Annotated in this window: 15 protein-coding genes; 3 read left to right on the forward strand and 12 right to left on the reverse strand. The window is 69.4% G+C overall.

Going from position 1 to position 18468, the window contains the following annotated elements; all coding sequences use genetic code 11:
- Nucleotides 1–135 precede the first annotated feature (135 nt).
- A complete protein-coding gene (locus tag SALPAC2_RS0113405) occupies nucleotides 136–1068 on the forward strand; it encodes an alpha/beta fold hydrolase (protein ID WP_018217155.1) in 933 nt (310 codons plus the stop codon).
- 11 nt (nucleotides 1069–1079) lie between these two features.
- Here the strand turns inward: SALPAC2_RS0113405 and SALPAC2_RS0113410 are convergent, their stop codons facing one another.
- Together SALPAC2_RS0113410 and SALPAC2_RS0113415 are read right to left on the reverse strand one after the other, a co-directional pair.
- A complete protein-coding gene (locus tag SALPAC2_RS0113410; protein ID WP_018217156.1) occupies nucleotides 1080–1445 on the reverse strand; it encodes a hypothetical protein in 366 nt (121 codons plus the stop codon).
- Entirely contained in the window at nucleotides 1442–3883 is a 2442-nt protein-coding gene (locus SALPAC2_RS0113415) for an SseB family protein (protein WP_026184710.1), read from the reverse strand. The genes SALPAC2_RS0113410 and SALPAC2_RS0113415 overlap by 4 nt, the downstream gene beginning before the upstream one ends.
- Nucleotides 3884–4190: 307 nt before the next feature.
- Here SALPAC2_RS0113415 and SALPAC2_RS0113420 point away from each other — a divergent pair, with 307 nt between their 5' ends.
- On the forward strand, nucleotides 4191–4577 hold the full coding sequence (locus tag SALPAC2_RS0113420) for a phage holin family protein (protein WP_018217158.1): 387 nt from the start codon (nucleotides 4191–4193) through the stop codon (nucleotides 4575–4577).
- Here the strand turns inward: SALPAC2_RS0113420 and SALPAC2_RS0113425 are convergent.
- On the reverse strand, nucleotides 4558–5595 hold the full coding sequence (locus SALPAC2_RS0113425; RefSeq protein ID WP_018217159.1) for an FAD-dependent monooxygenase: 1038 nt from the start codon (nucleotides 5593–5595) through the stop codon (nucleotides 4558–4560). The two genes, SALPAC2_RS0113420 and SALPAC2_RS0113425, sit on opposite strands and share 20 nt — an antisense overlap.
- 250 nt (nucleotides 5596–5845) lie before the next feature.
- Here SALPAC2_RS0113425 and SALPAC2_RS0113430 point away from each other — a divergent pair, with 250 nt between their 5' ends.
- Complete coding sequence (locus SALPAC2_RS0113430; RefSeq protein WP_018217160.1) at nucleotides 5846–7960, forward strand: PhoX family protein; 2115 nt, start codon at nucleotides 5846–5848, stop codon at nucleotides 7958–7960.
- A 99-nt stretch (nucleotides 7961–8059) separates the two neighbouring features.
- Here the strand turns inward: SALPAC2_RS0113430 and SALPAC2_RS0113435 are convergent, their stop codons facing one another.
- From SALPAC2_RS0113435 to nuoH, 9 genes are all read right to left on the reverse strand, one after another.
- The gene (locus tag SALPAC2_RS0113435; protein WP_018217161.1) at nucleotides 8060–8842 is read right to left on the reverse strand and encodes an IclR family transcriptional regulator; all 783 of its coding nucleotides are present in this window, start codon (nucleotides 8840–8842) and stop codon (nucleotides 8060–8062) included.
- A 198-nt stretch (nucleotides 8843–9040) separates the two neighbouring features.
- Nucleotides 9041–10126: a polyprenyl synthetase family protein gene (locus SALPAC2_RS0113440; RefSeq protein WP_026184711.1), complete on the reverse strand. Its 1086-nt coding sequence runs from the start codon at nucleotides 10124–10126 to the stop codon at nucleotides 9041–9043.
- 114 nt (nucleotides 10127–10240) lie between these two features.
- The gene (gene nuoN / locus SALPAC2_RS0113445; protein WP_018217163.1) at nucleotides 10241–11794 is read right to left on the reverse strand and encodes an NADH-quinone oxidoreductase subunit NuoN; all 1554 of its coding nucleotides are present in this window, start codon (nucleotides 11792–11794) and stop codon (nucleotides 10241–10243) included.
- Complete coding sequence (locus SALPAC2_RS0113450) at nucleotides 11791–13323, reverse strand: NADH-quinone oxidoreductase subunit M (RefSeq protein ID WP_018217164.1); 1533 nt, start codon at nucleotides 13321–13323, stop codon at nucleotides 11791–11793. Before SALPAC2_RS0113450 ends, nuoN begins: the two co-directional genes overlap by 4 nt.
- Before the next feature lie 82 nt (nucleotides 13324–13405).
- A complete protein-coding gene (gene nuoL / locus SALPAC2_RS0113455) occupies nucleotides 13406–15364 on the reverse strand; it encodes an NADH-quinone oxidoreductase subunit L (protein ID WP_018217165.1) in 1959 nt (652 codons plus the stop codon).
- 13 nt (nucleotides 15365–15377) lie between these two features.
- Nucleotides 15378–15695, reverse strand: coding sequence for an NADH-quinone oxidoreductase subunit NuoK (gene nuoK / locus SALPAC2_RS0113460; RefSeq protein WP_018217166.1), 318 nt, complete (start codon nucleotides 15693–15695; stop codon nucleotides 15378–15380).
- Entirely contained in the window at nucleotides 15692–16462 is a 771-nt protein-coding gene (locus SALPAC2_RS0113465) for an NADH-quinone oxidoreductase subunit J (protein WP_018217167.1), read from the reverse strand. The genes nuoK and SALPAC2_RS0113465 overlap by 4 nt, the downstream gene beginning before the upstream one ends.
- Nucleotides 16459–17094, reverse strand: a complete 636-nt coding sequence (gene nuoI, locus SALPAC2_RS0113470; RefSeq protein WP_012015255.1) for an NADH-quinone oxidoreductase subunit NuoI — start codon at nucleotides 17092–17094, stop codon at nucleotides 16459–16461. The genes SALPAC2_RS0113465 and nuoI overlap by 4 nt, the downstream gene beginning before the upstream one ends.
- Before the next feature lies 1 nt (nucleotide 17095).
- A complete protein-coding gene (gene nuoH, locus SALPAC2_RS0113475) occupies nucleotides 17096–18442 on the reverse strand; it encodes an NADH-quinone oxidoreductase subunit NuoH (RefSeq protein WP_018217168.1) in 1347 nt (448 codons plus the stop codon).
- Between the last annotated feature and the right edge of the window lie 26 nt (nucleotides 18443–18468).

Genomic DNA, 18468 nt, shown 5'->3' on the forward strand with positions numbered 1-18468 from the left:
GGCGATGCCCGGGCCGGTGACCGGCTCGGGCATCGCCCTTCCCCGACACCGACACCCGACCCGACACCGGCACGGGCCCCGGCTTGTGCGCCACGCGTCCGGACCGGTTATGACCCGGGCCTTAGGCTGTGGCACATGACCGAGCAGCGCGACGGGGCCCTTGACGAGTCCTGCGTCCTCGCCGAGGGGCCGTGGACGCACCGGTTCGTCGGCGCCAACGGCAGCCGGTTCCACGTGGTCGAGGCCGGGACCGGCCCGATGGTGCTCTTCCTGCACAGTTTTCCGGAGCACTGGTGGGCGTGGCACAACCTGCTACCGGCGGTCGCCGACGCCGGGTTCCGGGCGGTCGCGGTCGACCTACGCGGCTACGGCGCCAGTGACAAGCCACCCCGGGGGTACGACGGGTACACCCTGGCCGGCGATGTCGCCGGGCTGATCCGGGCGCTGGGTGAGCGCTCCGCCACCGTGGTGGGCTCCGGCGCCGGCGGGCTACTGGGCTGGACAGCGGCGTCGTTCCACCCGACGCTGGTCCGCCGACTGGTGGTGCTCGGCGCCCCGCACCCGCTCCGGCTACGGGCCGCGATCTTCGCTGATCCGCGCGGCCAGTTCGCCGCCTCCACCCCGACGCTGCTGTTCCAGCTGCCGCGCTACGAGCACGTGCTGACCCGCGACGACGGGGCGGCGGTAGCGGAGATCCTGCGCCGCTGGGGCGGGCCACGCTGGGTGCACAGCCCCGAGTTCGAGCCGTACGCGGCTCGGTGCCGGACCGCGATGCAGATCCCACAGGCGGCGTTCTGTGCCCTGGAGGGCTACCGGTGGGCCTTCCGGTCAGTGCTCCGGCTGCACGGCTACCGCTTCGTTCGGCTCATGCAGAAGCCCCTCGTCACGCCAACCCTCCAGTTACACGGCGCCCTCGACCGGGCGATCCTGCCACGTACCGCTCAGGGCTCCGGCCGGTACGTGGTGGCCCCGTACGAGTGGCGCCTGCTCGACCAGGTCGGGCACTTCCCACACCTCGAGGCCCCGGAGATCGTGCTCGGCGAGATCCTGCGCTGGTCGAAGTCCTAAGCTGACCGGCGCTAGACGCGAAGCTCCCGCAGGTCGCGGACCTCGGCGGCCGGTGCCCAGCCCTGGTAGACGCCGTAGTCGAACGCCTCGAGACCCATCGCCTCGGCGACCGGCCAGCGCCCACCCGTGTACTCGACCCGCAGCCAACCCTCGTGCTCGCCCAACACGATGAACGGCTGCCCCTGCCAGGTGCAGGTGGTGCGGATGTACGTCAGCTCGTCGACCTCGGCCGCCGGCACGACGCGGAGGTGGCGGCCGGGGCGTACCTGGGTGAAACCCGCATCCGGCTCGTGCTGATAGAGCCGGATGTCGTCACCGTCCGGGCTGGCCTGGTATTCGCGGTCCCGCCAGCGAGCCACGTACCCGTCCCGTCTCACCCGTCACCCGCCTGTCGCCACCGCAGTGCGTCCACATCCAACGTGGCTACGAGCCGCTCGGCGCCGTCCGCGCCGATCCGCCACAGCTGTGCGCCGTGCGGCAGCCGGGCACTGTCGACCTTGAACTCCGCCACGACATCGCTACTCTCGCTCGGGGCGAAGCCGTTGCCACGGAACGGCGGCCGCTCGATCACCCAGCCCTCCATGGCCCGCATCGCGGCTTCACTCTGCCCGCCGTACGGGATTCGGTAGAGGTTCGGTCGGAACGCCGGCCACCGCAGTACGTAGATTTTCTCGGCGCTCCGCTCGAAGGGAGAACCGGGGTAGCCCAGGCCGAGCGCGTCAAAGAGCTGAGCCGGGGTGGTCAGGTGTGCCAGCTCGGCCGCCCGGTGCACGAAACCGGAGACGCGGTCGTACCCCCGGTCCAGATAGTAGGCGAGCTGGCTGGCCGCCACCGCTTTCTGCATCAGGACGGGACACGTGGCGTCGGGGCTCGGCGGCCGGTAGCGCGGCCGGTCGGCAGTTGCCGGTGAGTCGACCGGCGCCGACGCAGTCGCCGCCGCTGGCTCCGGCCCTGGCTCCGGCTCTGGCCCATCCGCACCCAGGCCCACCTCCGCCGCCCAGTTGGCGAGACCGACGATCTGCTCGCCGGGCATCGTCGTGCCGATCGGAGATCCCGGGTTGACGGCGAACGACCACGACCGGTCCGGCCAACGCTGGATGAGCTGCACGAAGCGGACTCGGATGGTCTCGACCGTCCCGGCGGTGTGGTCGGCGAGCCGCTCCGGGGAGGTGTAGACGACCACGGACACGGCTCCATCCCGCTCCTCGGTCCGCCAGACGAACCCCGTGCCGCCGGGCCGGCTGTCCGGTGCCGAGTCGGCTGCCACCGGAAGCAGCACCTGGGCAAGCAACAGCGTCGACAGGAATGTGTCGGTGTTGCCGCTGATGGCCGCCGTGACGAGGTCCGCCTCGACCTCATTGGCCGGGTCGAAGTCGGGGGGCACAGCTGCCGTGGGCGAGGCCGAGGGCGAGGGCGAGGAAAGGTCACCCGCTCCCGCCACGTCGATTCGGAGCGTGGCCTCGGCCGGAACGCCGCCGTCGGGCAGCGTCGGGTCACCGGTGGCCGGTACCGCTGAAACGCGGTTGACGGTGACCACGCCTGCCGTCGCCGACATGGGTACGGTCATCGATGCGTCGGCCGTACCGGCGGCGGTCAAGTTCTGAGAATCAACGACCGTCCCCTCGATCACGGTCGGCGGAGGCGTTCGCCGGGGTAGCGAACCGGACACCGGCTCAGTGATCTGGTTGGACTCCGACTCCGCCGAGGTGGGGTGCGGTCGGAGGGCTCTCTCCTCCTCGGCGGCACGACGGGCGTACCGCCGAAGTGTCGCCGGGTCGGGCACCGGGAAACGGACGGTCCGGGTCTCCTCGGCCGGCGTCTGCTGCCGAGCCAGCCCGGGTGGTGGCTCGCCGGACGGGGCAGCGGCGTCCTGGTCAACCCGGGTCGTGGCTCGGGCCGAGAACATCGGCGACGCGGCCGGCGGCGGGTCACTGGCCGGGCGGCGGCGCGGGAACTGTTGCGCGCCCCGGGTAAGGCGCGGCGGTCCGACGCTCTGCTCATCCCGGTCGCCACGGCCCGCGGCCGGTTCGAAGAATGACCGGCGGCTGGGGGGCGGTCCGGAGCGACCCCGGGGCTGCTCCCTCGGCGACGCGGATCCGCTGACCGGCTGGTGGCCGAGGCCGGACCCGGATGGGCGAGCCCCGGGGGCCACCGGCTCCCCGCCGGCGAGGCGACCAGCGTCCATCATCGGCCGTCGGAGGGTAGCCGCACGCAGGTCGGCTGGGGTGCGCAGCGGCGCACCGGGGGACGACGCCGGTGGCGACGGGCGCAGGGAGGCGAAGCCGTCGGGCGTCTGGCCCGCCCGCGGAGCGCGGTCCGACCCCTTCGTCCCGGCGGCCGGTTCCCCTTCCCGGCGCCCGGAGGGACGGGGGCGGGGGTAGGCCTCGTCGCGCTCCAGCCGGGCCCGCGTCCCCATCGTGCGACCGGGCAGGCGGACGTCGCCACGGGAGAGCTGGGTGACATACCAGGCCGGCAGGTAGCCCTCGATGGGCAAGCCCGGGTTGACCGCCAGCCACCACTCGTGGTTGGGCCAATGGTCGGCAAGCTCAGCGTAGCGGGCTCGGCGGTTCGCGCCCGCGTGCTCACCGAGGCAGGCGCGTAGCGCGGCAACCGAGGTGAACGCCAGCACGTGGGTTCGACCACCGGTGGTCCAGGTGCCCCAGCTCATCGGTGCCTGACCGGCCAGCGCCTGCGCGGAGACGGGTAGCAACAGCTCCGTGCGGGCCAGGACGCGGAAGTATCGTTGCTGATCCTTGGCAAGCAACGCTTCACTCAGCGTAACCTCCGCCTCGGTGGCCGGCTCCCATTTGGTCAAGGCCAGCTCCTCCCGGCGACAACGCACCCGTATCGGATACAACCTACAAGGTGCGCACAAGATCATGACGGCGTGACCGTACCGAATCATCACGGGCGATAACGCCCCGCTCCAGTGCAGATACGATACGGAGTCAGTCGACGTAATGGAACCGGTCGCACCCGGCTCGCCGCTTCTTCGGCGACTTCGCTCGTGGTGCTCGCGCCGGAGGCGAGGGAGACCCAGAGCCGCCGGCTCCAGGCCGGTTCACCCGCCAAACAGGACCCGAGCTTCCCAGAAAGAACGGTCCGTGGCAGCATTCTCCGCCATGGGTTTCCTGAAAGGGCTCTTGATCCGGTTAGGCGCCACCGCGGTTGCCTTCTGGCTGGCCACACTCCTGATCCCGGGCATCACACTAAACGCGGAATCGGCCACTGAGACGGTCACCACGCTGGTCGTCGTCGCCGCGATCTTCGGCGTCGTCAACGCGGTACTCCAGCCGATCATCAGAACCGTGGGCTGCGGCTTCTACCTCCTCACCCTCGGTCTGATCGCACTGGTCGTCAACGGCCTGCTGTTCCTGCTGACCAGCTGGATCGCCGGCGAGGCCGGACTACCCTTCCAGGTAGACGGATTCTGGCCGGCCGCCGTACTCGGCGCGCTCTTCGTCGGCGTGGCCACCTGGCTACTCGGAGCTATCTTCGACCGCGACTAGTCAGCTGGGCACTCGCGGCGACCGTCTCCTCGGTCGGTTCGCGGCGTAACGACTCGTAGCCGTCGAAGGCATTCCGCAGGTCGCCGCGCGCTGCCAGGCAGCGCGCCAGCGTCACGGCGTCCTCCAGCGCCATAGAGGCGCCCTGGGCGGCGGCTGGTGATGCCGCATGCGCGGCATCACCAGCCAACACCATCGACCCGTTGTGCCACTTCGGTGTGGTGGGGATGTCATACGAGTCACCACCCACGATGTCGTCACCGGTCGCCGCGACGATCTCCGCTGCCGGTCCGGAATCGTCACGAAACGCGTCCAGTACGCGGTGCCGCCAGCCCCCCGGCCCGATCCGCTGTGTCGACTCGGCGGCGGCGAGCCGGGCAAACCACCAGGTCCACCCGTCCGACGGGGTCGTGTACCCGAAGAAGGCGCGGCTGCCGAACACCATGTGGTAGGCGTCGGGCGCGGTGTGGACCCGGCCTCCCGCCGCGTACCCGTAGACCACGTGCTGGCCGGTGTGGCGCGGACCCGGCGCGTCGGGGTCGATGAGGCGACGGACCACTGAATGGAGCCCGTCCGCGCCAACGAGGAAGTCGCCCCGGGCCCCACTCCCGTCAGCGAAGGAAGCCCGGACGCCGCCAGCTTCGACCGTGGCGTTGACCAGCCGGCGACCACGGTCGATCCGAACTCCGCGGCGAACCGCCTCACCCTGCAGCACCCGGTAGAGCGTCGCTCGGGTGAGCGTCCGTCCGGGTGGATCAATCGACCGTTGTTCCAGCAGGCCCCCGCCAGCGTCGAGGAGCGACACACCCCTCGCCGGATAAGACGCGTCGATCACCGCGCGGCCGGCTTCAATCTCCTGAAGTGCGGCCATGCCGTTATGCATGACGGTGAGGAAGGCGCCAGCGTCCTCACCCCCACTCGGATACGCCTCGTAGATGACGGAGCCAATGCCGACGGTCCGCAGTGCGATGGCGGTGGCGGTGCCCGCGATCCCACCCCCGACGATGAGAGCAGTAGTCACTCGGGCCACGCTACGAGGTGACGACGGTGCCGGACAATCGAAACCGTGGATATCGGGCTGAGCGCACCGAAAAATGCACGGCGGTTGCCCCCGGCCAGCTGACTACGGCGTCAGCCGCCCAACCGCCGGAGTTCAGCTTCGGTTCACACGGCTGCACACTGGCGGTAATTGTCTCCTCCTAGCCTCCGGCGAGTACGCATGCCATCCGCTGACCTCGGCGTGCACCATCGAAACCAGGAGGCTCCTCCACATGAGCGACCGCCCTCGGCTGCTCCCGCTGCTCGGCTCCATCCGCCACGGCAGTCGTGACGTCATGACCTGTCTCTACCGGTGTGGCAACGCCTGTGACCACCCGGCGCCCAACACCTCGGACAACACCTACTTCGGCGACCTGGTGGACGCCGAGGTTTCCCGCCGCGGCGTGGTCCGCGCCGGCACCGTCGGTGCGCTGGTCCTGGGCTTCGCCGGCGCCGGGGCGCTCGCGGGCAGCGGCGCCGCTTCCGCCGCCAGCTCCGTTCCGGTGACGCCGGAAGCGACCGAGTTCGCCGCCCCGCCCGGTGGCGTCGGCGACGGGAAGCTGACCTTCAAGCCGGTCCCACCGAACACCCTGGACAGCTTCATCGTCCCGAACGGCTACGACCACTCGGTGGTCATCCGCTGGGGTGACGAGGTGGTGCCGGGCGCGCCCCCGTTCGACCTACACAAGCAGACGGCCAAGGCACAGGCCCTGCAGTTCGGCTACAACAACGACTTCGTCGGCGTGCTGCCGCTGGGCCGGAAGAACGCGCTGCTCGTGGTCAACCACGAGTACACCAACGAGAACCTGATTTTCCCCGGCTTCACCGACCTGGACTCGCTCAGCGTCGAGCAGCTGAAGGTCGCGATGGCCGCGCACGGCATGTCCGTGGTGGAGCTGGAGCGGGTCCAGGACACCGGCGAGTGGCGCCCGGTCAAATCCGGCAACCGGCCGTACAACCGCCGGGTGACCGCCTCGAAGACGAAGTTCGAGCTGACCGGCCCGGCCGCCGGCTCGGACTGGCTCAAGACCGCGGCCGACCCGAAGGGGCGCACGGCCATCGGCACGTTGAACAACTGCGCCGGTGGGGTAACCCCCTGGGGTACGGTGCTCTCCGGCGAGGAGAACTTCAACCAGTACTTCATCGGCGGCGACGGCGCCCCGGAGGAGCTGAAGCCGAAGCTGGCCCGGTACGGCATCAACACCACCGACCGTTACCCGAGCGGGAACCGGAAGTGGGACCGCGCCGACGAGCGCTTCGACCTGACCGCGCATCCGCACGAGGCGCACCGGTTCGGCTGGGTTGTCGAGATCGACCCGTACGACCCGGAGAGCCGGCCGCGCAAGCACACCGCGCTGGGCCGGTTCAAGCACGAGGGCGCGAACGTCATCGTGGCGAAGAGCGGACACGTGGTCGCGTACATGGGCGACGACGAGCGGTTCGACTACCTCTACAAGTTCGTGTCGGAGAAGAAGTACAAGAAGGGGAGTTCCTGGCGGGACCGGGAGCACAACCTGACCCTGCTGGAGTCGGGCACCCTCTACGTCGCCAAGCTGGACTACACCAGCGCCGACGAGATCGACGGCTCCGGTGAGCTGCCCAGCGACGGTGCGTTCAACGGCGGCGGCCGGTGGATCAAGCTGGTCAGTGGCAACCGCTCGTACATCGAGGGCATGACCGCCGCCGAGGTACTCACCTTCACCCGGTTCGCCGCGGACCAGGTCGGCGCCACCAAGATGGACCGGCCCGAGGATGTCGAGGCGAGCCTGCACACCGGCAAGGTGTATGTGGCGCTCACCAACAACTCCTCACGTGGGGTTAGCAGCAACCCGAAGGCCGACGAGGCGAACCCGCGTAACGCCAACCGCCACGGCCACGTGCTGGAGCTGGTCGAGAAGCACGGGGACAACTCGGCGGAGACGTTCACCTGGTCGCTGCCGATCGTCGCCGGCGACCCGGCGGACTCCTCGACCTACTTCGCCGGGTACGACAAGACGAAGGTCTCCCCGATCTCCTGCCCGGACAACCTGGCCTTCGACGCCACCGGCAACCTCTGGATCTCCACCGACGGCAACGCGCTGGGCAGCAATGACGGCCTCTTCGCCACGCCGATCGAGGGCCCGGAGCGCGGCCACCTGAAGCAGTTCCTCACCGTGCCGGTCGGCGCGGAGACCTGCGGACCGTTCGTCACCGGCGACAACCGCTCGGTCTTCGTGGCCGTGCAGCACCCGGGGGAGGTCTCCGGCGCCTCGGTCGAGAACCCCGCCTCCACCTGGCCGGACGGCGACTACGCCAAGCCGGGTGTGGTGGTCACCTGGCGCCTGGACGGCGGCCCGATCGGTAGCTGACCGCTCAGCTCCCCCGGTCCCCTCCGGGCGCGAACGGGCCCTCTCCCCGCGTGGGTGAGGGCCCGTTCCCGTTGCACCCGGCCCACACCTCGCCTCCGGTCAGGTGTCGCCGATGAGGCCGTCGGCGATGCTCCGGGCAGTGGCGAGCAGCTTCGCCCGAACGACCCGGGCGGAGGCCATCATCTCGCCGGCCGGTAGGGCACAGGCGAGCGCCACCCGCCGCTCCACGTCCTTGTCAGCGCTCACCAACACCGCCGCGCAGGCCACCCCCGGCCGGTACTGCCCCAGCTCCAGCTGCATCCCCCGCCGCTCGCCAGCCGCGAGGTCGGTCTCGAACGCCTCAGTGGTGGTCAGCGTCCCGGTGGTGAACGGGCGCATGCCGTTCTCGCGCAGGTAGCGCAGCCGCTGTTCGGTGGTGAGGGTCGCGAGCAGCGCCTTACCGAGTGCGGTGGCGTGCGCCCCCTCGTCGAAGCCGGGAACCAGGTCCTCTAGGTGGGGGGAGCGCGGGCCTTCAGTGACGGCCGTGATGGCGACCTGCCCCCCGACGAACCGGCCGAGAAAGTGGCTGTAGCCGGTGTCCAGGACGGCGCGCCGCAGGGACTCCCCGACCGTCGGCGGTCCGCGGAAGGCACTGACCAGCTCACGGTAGCGGTCGGCGATCTCCAAGCCCACGATGTACGTGCCGTCCTCGCGCCGGATCACGTAGCCCTCGTACGCCAGGGTGCGGACAAGGTGGTACGTGGTCGCCACGGTCAGCTCGCACCGTCGCGCGATCTGTTTGACAGTCAGCCCCTTCGGGGCACGACCGACTGACTCGAGCACTCGTAGCGCGCGGGACACGCTTCGGATGAGGTCCGAAGGCTCCGCCAGGGGGTCACGCACAACCACCTCCGCAGCCGGGGACTTACACCATATGAAATTTAGGACCGGTAGGAAACGCCTGTTCGGGTAGAGACCACCAGATCATCATCCACTGTCGGTGATCACTGATCACGTTAGGGTGACGCATGGGTGCCCGGTTACTGCTGAGCCGAGGTGATGTCCGCCGCCGGAGGCGCCACCGCCACTCCGACAGCTGGGTCAGCTGGTCCGGTCGGCGATCTGGTCGCAGAGGGATTCGAGCGCCTGCCGGGCCGGACCCGACGGCAGCGGCGCGAGCTGCGCGCGTGCCTCCTCAGCACGGCTCCGCACCGTCTCCCGGGCCCGCTTCAACGCCGGGCTCTCCCGGAGCAGTCCGAGCGCCTCGGCGTGCAGGTCATCGTCGGTCAGCGGACCGACCGCCAGGATTTCCCGCAGCCGCACCGACGCGGCGTCAGCATCGTCGGAGGCGAGGGCATACAGCACCGGGAGGGTGGGGATACCCTCGCGGAGATCGGTCCCGGGGGTCTTGCCGGAGCGCTCCGCCTCGCTGGAGATGTCCAACAGGTCGTCCGAAAGCTGGAAGGCGACCCCGATGGTCTCACCGTAGCCAGCCAGCGCCTCGGTGTGCGTTGGGCTGGCCCCGCTGAACATCCCACCGAACCGGGCCGCGGTAGCGATCAACGAACCGGTCTTCTCGGCGATCACGTGCAGGTGGTGCGCCACCGGGTCCACCCCGGTACGCGGCCCCACGGTCTCCGCGATCTGGCCGTGCACCAACCGGGCGAAGGTCCGCGCCTGCAACCGGACAGCCTCGGTGCCCAGATCGGCGGAGATATCCGCCGCGCGGGCGAAGAGATAGTCACCGACCAGGATGGCCACCGAGTTCGTCCACCGCGAATTGGCGCTCGGGCCCCCCCGACGCACCGCCGCCTCGTCCATGACGTCGTCGTGGTAGAGCGTGGCCAGGTGGGTGAGCTCCACCACCACGGCGGCCGGCACCACCTGCGCCCGGGTCGGATCCCCGAACTGGGCGCCGAGCGCCACCAGCAACGGGCGGAATCGCTTGCCACCGGCGTCGAGGAGATGCCGGGCGGCCTCGGTGACGAACGGGTCGGCGCTGACGACATCGGCCCGCAGCGCGGCCTCGACCCCCGCCAGCACCTGAAGCGCCGAATCCGGAAGCCCCGCGTCAACCGGGTGCAACCCGACGGCACCCAGCTGACCCACGCCGCCCCGGCCGGAATGACTGCCCACGCCGGTGGCACCCGAAAGCTTGTCAGCCGGATTCACCACGCCTCCCACCATGCCACACCAGTACCGTCGACCCCGGGGCGGGGATCGCCCGGAATGCGTCCATGACCTCCGAAAACAGCCCCGAGGCCGGCACAGAGGTCACGTGCCGGCCTCGGATCAACAGTGTCACCGCACGAACTCTGCGGCTCCCGCGGCGAGATCGAGCAGCGGCTGTGGGAACACGCCGAGCACCAGGGTGGCGACCACACCGACGGTCAGCGCCGCCGAGGTCAGCCAGCCCGGCATGACGACGGCGGGAGTGGACTCACCGGGCTCGGAGAGCCACATCAGCACGACCACCCGCAGGTACGGGAAGGCCAGCACCATGCTGGTGAGCACACCGGCGATCACCAACCAGCCCTGACCGCCGTCGAACGCCGCGCTGAAGACCGCGAACTTGCTCGTGAAGCCGCTGGTCGCCGGGATACCGGCGAAGGCGAGCAGGACGAAGGTGAACAGCCCGGCGTAGAAGGGCGAACGCTGGCCCAGACCCGCCCAGCGGGACAGGTGGGTGGCCTCACCATCGGCATCCCGGACCAGGGTGACCACGGCGAACGCCGCCAACACCGAGAAGCCGTAGGCCACCAGGTAGAACATCGTTCCGGAGACCCCCTCGCTGGTCGGCGCGAGCACCCCGACCAGCAAGTACCCCGCGTTGGCGATCGAGGAGTACGCGAGCAGCCGCTTGATGTCGGTCTGGGTGACCGCCAGCACCGCCCCGACGAGCATGGTCAGCACCGCCACCACGCCGAGGACCGGGGTGAAGTCCCACCGGGCACCCTCGAAGGCGACGTGGAAGACCCGCAGCAGGGCGCCGAACGCGGCGACCTTCGTGCAGGCGGCCATGAAGCCGGTAATCGGGGTCGGCGCCCCCTGGTACACATCCGGCGTCCAGACGTGGAACGGCGCGGCGCCGGCCTTGAACAGCAGGCCGATCGCGATCAACGCCATACCGCCGAAGAGCAGCACCGAGCTGGACGAGCTCTCCGCGACCGCGGCGTGAATCGTGGCGAAGTCGACCCCCGCCGCCCGATCCGGGGTGCCGGCGGTGAAGCCGTACACCAGCGCGACGCCGAAGAGGAAGAAGGCCGAGGCGTACGCGCCGAGCAGGAAGTACTTCATCGCCGCTTCCTGGCTCAGCAGCCGCCGGCGGCGAGCCAGGGCGCAGAGCAGGTAGAGCGGAAGGGAGAGGACCTCGAGCGCGATGAACATGGTCAGCAGGTCGTTCGCCGCCACGAAGATCAGCATGCCGCTGACCGCGAAGCTGATCAGCGGGTACACCTCGGTCAGACCGGGGGCCCCTTCGGCCTGCCGACGGTCGTCCGCCGACTCGGCGGTCACCGCCGCCTGCGCCACGAACGCCCCGCCGCGTTCGACCGTACGCTCGCCAATGAGCAGCAAGGCCATCGCGGCCAACACCAGGATCGCGCCCTGCAGGAAGAGCGCCGGCCCGTCGATGGCGATCGCCCCACCGATGGTGACCAGACGATCATTGGCGTTCAGCACCACCATGGTCAGCGCACCGAGCACCGCCAGCAGCGCCACCGCGAGCTGCACCACGTGCCGCAGCCGGCGCGGCACGAACGCCTCGACCAGGACACCGACCAGGGCGGCGCCCAACAAGATGAGCGTCGGCGCGAGCGCCGCGTAATCGATCGACGGAAGCTTCAGCTCGCTCACCGGCTCGCCTCCTGTGGAGTTCCGGCCGACGGGGCCGGGTCAGTCTTGCCGATATCCTGCATGGTCGCCTGGACCGCAGGGTTGATGACATCCGTGACCGGCTTCGGGTAGAAGCCGAGCAGCAGGATCAGCGCGACCAGCGGGGCCACCACGACCTTCTCGCGCAGGTTCAGGTCACGCTTCATCCCCTCGACCTCGGTCAGCGCCGGGTTGAGCGTGCCCTGGGTGGTGCGCTGCACCATCCACAGCACGTACGCGGCGGCCAGGATGACCCCGAGCGTGGCGATCACCGCCACCGGCTTGTTCACCGAGAAGGTGCCGATCAGCACCAGGAACTCGGAGATGAACGGTGCGGTGCCGGGCAGCGCCAGCGAGGCGAGACCGGCGAAGAAGAGCACCCCGGCCAGCAGCGGAACCAGCTTGCCGGCACCGCCGAAGTCGCTGATCAGCGCGGAGCCCCGGCGGGCCACCAGCATCCCGACCACCAGGAAGAGCAGACCGGTGGCGAGCCCGTGGTTGACCATGTAGAGCACCGCGCCGGTGGCCGCCTGGCTGGTGAACGCGAAGATGCCGACCCCGATGAAGCCGAAGTGCGCGATCGAGGTGTACGACACCAGCCGCTTCAGGTCGTTCTGACCGATCGCGAGGAGCGCCGCGTAGATAATGCCGATCACGCCCAGCGCCAGCGCCCACGGCGCGAACCACTTGGCCGCGTCCGGGAACAGCGGCAGGCAGTAGCGCAGCAGACCGAACGTCCCGACCTTGTCGAGCACCCCGACCAGCAGTGCGGCGGCACCCGCGGGGGCGGCGCCACCGGCGTCCGGCAGCCAGGTGTGGAACGGGAAGAACGGGGCCTTGATGGCGAAGGCGATGAAGAAGCCGAGGAAGAGCCAACGCTCGGCACCGGTGGAGATGTCCACCTCCGACAGCGCAGCCCAGTCGAAGGTCTTTCCGCCGACCACCCAGAGGCCGATCACCGCGGCGAGCATGAACAAGCCGCCGACCAGCGAGTAGAGGAAGAACTTCACGGCCGCGTACTGCCGCTGGTGTCCGCCGTAACTGCCGATGAGGAAGTACATCGGCACGAGCATGATCTCGAAGAACACGTAGAAGAGGAAGACGTCGGCGGCGGCGAAGACGCCGATCATCGTGCACTCGAGCACCAGCAGCAGGGCGAAGTAGACCGGCACCGACCGCTTGGACGACTCGGCGTCGTGCCAGGACGCCAGAATCACCAGCGGCACCAGCAGCGCGATCAGCATCAGCATGACCAACGCGATGCCGTCGGCGGCGAAGGTGAAGTTGACGCCCCAGTTCGGAATCCACGGATAGGACTCGCGGAACTGGAACCGGTCACCGCCGGTCTGCCAGGTCACCCACATGACCACCGAGAGCGCCAGCACCAACAGCGACCAGCCGAGCGCCACCTGTTTGGCCAACTCCGGCCGGCGGCGGGGCAGGACGGCGACCACCAGGGCACCGACCAGCGGCGCCACGGTGAGCACCGAAAGAAACGGGAAGTCGGACATTACGCGGCCTTACCTCCGTCGTCACTGTGCGGTCCGCCGACGGCGGCCACCGCGGGGTTCCCCGACCGCCTCCTGAGATCGATCACACCAGCCACCCCGCCTCGACGGCCAGGAAGGCCGCCACCACCAGCAGGGCACCGGCCAGGATCGTGGTGGCGTACGACCGGACGAAGCCGGTCTGCAGCCGCCGGAGCCGACCCGAGCCACCGCCGACGCCGGCGGCGAGGGCGTTGACCAGTCCGTCAATGCCCCGGTTGTCCAGGTAGACCAGCGCCCGGGTGAGGAAGATGCCCGGCTTCTCGAACACCGTCTCGTTGACGGCGTCGGTGTAGAGGTTCTTCCGGGCGGCGGTGACCAGCACCCCCGCCGGCTGCGGCTCCGTGGCCGTGCCACGCCGGAACAGGAACCAGGCGAGCCCGGCGCCGACCACGGTCACCCCGATCGACAGGATCGTGATGGCGAGGTGCGAGAGCACCGTCTCGTGCGCGGCCTCCGAGCCACCGCCCAGTCCGGCGGTCGCCTCCAGCCACTCGGGGACCGGCCCGACCATCAGGGCACCGGCGGCGATCGAACCGACCGCGAGCAGGATCAGCGGGATCGTCATCAGCTTCGGCGACTCGTGCGGGTGGTCGATCTCCTCGGTCCAGCGGGCCGGGCCGTGGAAGGTGAGCACGAACAGCCGGGTCATGTAGAACGCGGTCAGGCCGGCACCGAGCAGGGCCGCCATGCCGAACAGCCAGGCCGTCCAGTCGTCCCGCTCGAACGCGGCCACGATGATCGGCTCCTTGGAGAAGAAGCCGGAGAAGGGCGGCAGGCCGATGATCGCCAGCCAGCCGGCCATGAAGGTCAACCAGGTGATCTTCATGTATTTCGCCAGCCCGCCGAAGCGCCGGATGTCGACCTGGTCCTTCATCCCGTGCATCACCGAGCCGGCGCCCAGGAACATGTTGGCCTTGAAGAAGCCGTGCGCCAGCAGGTGCACGATGGCCAGCGCGTACGCCGCGCCACCGAGACCGACACCGAGGAACATGTAGCCGATCTGGCTCACCGTTGACCAGGCGAGCACCCGCTTGATGTCGTCCTTGGCCATCCCGATGACGGCGCCGAGCAGCAGCGTCAGCGCACCGATGCTCACCACGACCAGCTGCAGCGTCGAGTTCGCCGAGAAGATCGGGTTGGAGCGGGCGATCAGGTACACACCCGCGGTGACCATGGTGGCCGCGTGGATGAGCGCCGAGACCGGGGTCGGGCCCTCCATCGCGTCCGGGAGCCACGCCTGCAGCGGGAACTGACCCGACTTTCCGGCCGCACCGAGCAGCAGGAGCAGGCCGAGCAGCAGGACCGTGGTGGCGGTCAGCGAGCCGACGCCGGTGAAGACCTCGTCGTACTGCGTGGTGCCCAGGGTGGCGAACATGATGAAGATGCCGATCAGCAGGCCGGCGTCGCCGACCCGGTTCATCAGGAACGCCTTCTTACCGGCGGTGGCGGCGGCGGGCCGCACGTACCAGAAGGAGATCAGCAGGTACGACGCCAGCCCGACGCCCTCCCAGCCGAAGAAGAGCATCACGTAGTTGTTGCCGAGCACCAGCAGGAGCATGGCGGCGACGAACAGGTTGAAGTACGCGAAGAACCGCCGACGCCCCGGGTCGTGGGCCATGTACTCCACCGCGTACAGGTGGATCAGGAAGCCCACCCCGGTGATCAGCAGTACGAAGACCGCCGCCAGCGGGTCGAAGAGCAGCCCGAAGTCCACCCGGAGGTCACCGACCGCGATGAAATCCCAGAGGCTCAGCTCAACGGACCGGTTCTCCAGGCCGCGGAGCTGGAAGAAGTAGGTCAGGCCCAGCAGGAACGCGACACCGACCGATGCGACACCCAGCCAGTGCCCCCACCGGTCCGCCCGGCGGCCGAGCAGCAGCAGGATCGCAGCGCTTACCAGCGGGATCGCCACCAGCAGCCAGACACTGCCGAGCAACCCCTCGGCGGTGCCGTACGTGACGGCGCCCACCGGCTCGACGGGGGCTTTCGCCAGAATCTCCATCACCGCAGGCCCCTCAGTACTTCAGCAGGTTGGCGTCGTCGACGCTCGCCGAGCGCCGGGTCCGGTAGATCGCCATGATGATCGCGAGTCCGACCACGACCTCGGCCGCGGCCACCACCATCACGAAGAACGCCATGATCTGCCCATTGAGGTCACCGTTGATCCGGCTGAAGGTGACCAGGGTCAGATTGGCCGCGTTGAGCATCAGCTCAACGCACATGAACAGCACGATCGCGTTCCGCCGGACGAGTACCCCGGCGGCGCCGATGGTGAACAGCACCGCGGCGAGGACCAGGTAGTAGTTCGGCTCGACCGAGAAGAACTCGCTCACTTTTCGGTCCCCTTCAACGTCGTGTCCTCGGCGGTCAGCTCCCGAACCGGCAGGATCTCCGGGGTGCTCTGCTCGGCCAGCCGGCCGTCGGGCAGGCGGGCCGGCGTGGCGACCGACGAGGAGGTGGCGAAGACGCCGGGGCCGGGCTTCGGGCCGGGGTAGTTACCGGGACGGAACCGCGCCCTCATGGTGGCGGACTGGTCCATCCGGTCCTCCCGGCGCCGCTCGATGTGCGCCAACACCATCGCGCCGACCGCCGCCGTGATCAGCAGCGCCGAGGTCAGCTCGAAGGCGAGGACGTACCTGGTGAACAGCAGCCGGGCGATGCCCTGCACGTTGCCCTCGGCGTTGGCCTGGGCGAGACCGGCGGCGGTGCTACCGGCCAGCGCCCGGTACATGCCGGTGCCGACGAGGCCGGCGAACCCGACGCCGAGCACCAGCGCCGCGACCCGCTGGCCGCGCAGCGTCTCGATCACCGAATCCGAGGCGCCGCGGCCCACCAGCATCAGCACGAAGAGGAACAACATCATGATCGCGCCGGTGTAGACGATGATCTGCACCAAGCCGATGAACGGCCCGGCCTGGACCACGTAGAAGACGCCCAGGCAGAGCATCGTCAGGACCAGCATCAACGCCGAGTGCACCGCGTTGCGGGCGGCGACCATGCCGATCGCGCCGATCAGCGCCAGCGGGGCGAGGATCCAGAAGGTGACTGCCTCACCGCCGGGTACCGAACCCGCCGCGGCGAGCACCGTCTGCGTGGTCATGCTCCGTCTCCCTTGTCCGCCCGCTCTGCGGCCTGGTCGGCGCCGGGGAACTGCACACCGGGGTGCTCGCTGATCCGGTAGCGGCCGGGGCCCATCGGCGAGCGCTCCGCCCCGGCAGAGGTGCCCGGGTTCTCCAACGCGCCGACGTAGTAGTCCTTCTCGCTGTCACCCAACCGCATCGGGTGCGGCGGCTGCTCCATCCCGGACAGCAGCGGCGCCAGGAGCTGCTCCTTGGTGAAGATCAGATCCTGGCGGTTGTCCCGGGCCAGCTCGTACTCGTTGCTCATGGTCAGCGAGCGGGTCGGGCACGCCTCGATGCAGAGTCCGCAGAAGATGCAGCGGGCATAGTTGATCTGGTAGACGCTGGCGTACCGCTCGCCGGGGGAGAAACGCTCCTCCTCCGTGTTGTCGCCACCCTCCACGTAGATCGCGTCCGCCGGGCAGGCCCAGGCACACAGCTCACAGCCGATGCACTTCTCCAGGCCGTCCGGGTGCCGGTTGAGGATGTGCCGCCCGTGGTAGCGCGGTGCCGCGACCGGCGGCTTGAACGGGTAGTCGGTGGTGACCACCTTCTTGAACATGTGCGAGAAGGTGACCCCGAAGCCCTTGAACGTTCCGGTGATCGCGCCCACGTCACACCTCCCTGGAGTCCGTGTCGGCGAGGTTGGCCGGCTCCCGCTCGGCGACGATGCGCTGCGTCCGCGGGCTCGGTGGTACCTGAAGATCCAGCGGCGGCAGCGGGAAGCTGCCCGCCGGCCGGTTGTTGACCTCCTCGGCCAGCGTCGGCTTCGGCGCCGGCTGCCGGTTCGGCCAGAACAGGGTGACGATCAGCACCACACCGGCGATGGCCCCGTAGAGGATCAGCCGGTCCGCGCGCTCCCAGCCCTGGGTCTTCAGCCAGCCCGCCAGCACCAGGATCCAGACCAGGTTGAGCGGGAGCAGAACCTTCCAGCCGAGGCGCATGAACTGGTCGTAGCGGAGCCGGGGCAGGGTGCCCCGCAGCCAGACGAAGACAAAGACCAGGAGGAGAACCTTGCCGAAGAACCACAGCATCGGCCACCAGCCGGAGTTCGCCCCATCCCAGAAGTAGGTGATCGGCCAGGGCGCGCGCCAGCCGCCGAGGAAGAGCGTCACCGTGAACGCCGACATCGTCACCATGGCGACGTACTCGGAGAGCATGATCAGCGCGAACTTCAGCGAGCTGTACTCGGTCATGAAGCCGGCGACCAGCTCGGACTCGGCCTCGGGCAGGTCGAACGGGGCCCGGTTGGTCTCCCCGACGATGGCGATGAAGAAGATGACGAAGCTCGGGAAAAGCAGGATCGCGTACCAGCCGGGCGCCGAGATATCGAAGCCGAAGAACTCAAGCTGGGGGCGTTCTCCCTGCGCCGCGACGATCCCGCTGGTCGACATCGTGCCGGAGAGCATGAAGACCGCCACGATGGAGAGGCCCAGCGCGACCTCGTACGAGATCAGCTGCGCGGCGGAGCGCAGGCCGCCCAGGAGCGGGTAGGTCGACCCGGAGGCCCAGCCCGCCAGCACCACACCGTAGACCGCCATCGACGAGCAGGCCAGCACCAGCAGCACCGACACCGAGACGTCGGTGACCTGCAACGGCGTCTGGTGCCCGAAGATGCTGACCATCGGGCCGAAGGGCATCACCGACAGCGCGGTGACCGCACAGACCACCGAGATGACCGGCGCGAAGAAGTAGACGACCTTATCCGCGGAGCGCGGCAGGATGTCCTCCTTGAAGGCCATCTTCATGCCGTCCGCGAGCGTCTGGAGCAGGCCGAACGGGCCGAGCTGGTTGGGACCCGGCCGGACCGCCATCCGGCCGACGACCCGCCGCTCGAACCAGACGCCGAGCAGCGTGGCCAGCAGGCCGAACGCGAACGCGAAGACAACCTTGATCAGGACCAGCCACCACGGGTCCTGGCCAAAATCGGCCAGCGTCGGTTCCTGGGCGAGGAAGGTCACTGTGCCCACCTTTCGGTCGCGACTGC

This window comes from Salinispora vitiensis (assembly GCF_000378825.1).
GTDB lineage: Bacteria > Actinomycetota > Actinomycetes > Mycobacteriales > Micromonosporaceae > Micromonospora > Micromonospora vitiensis.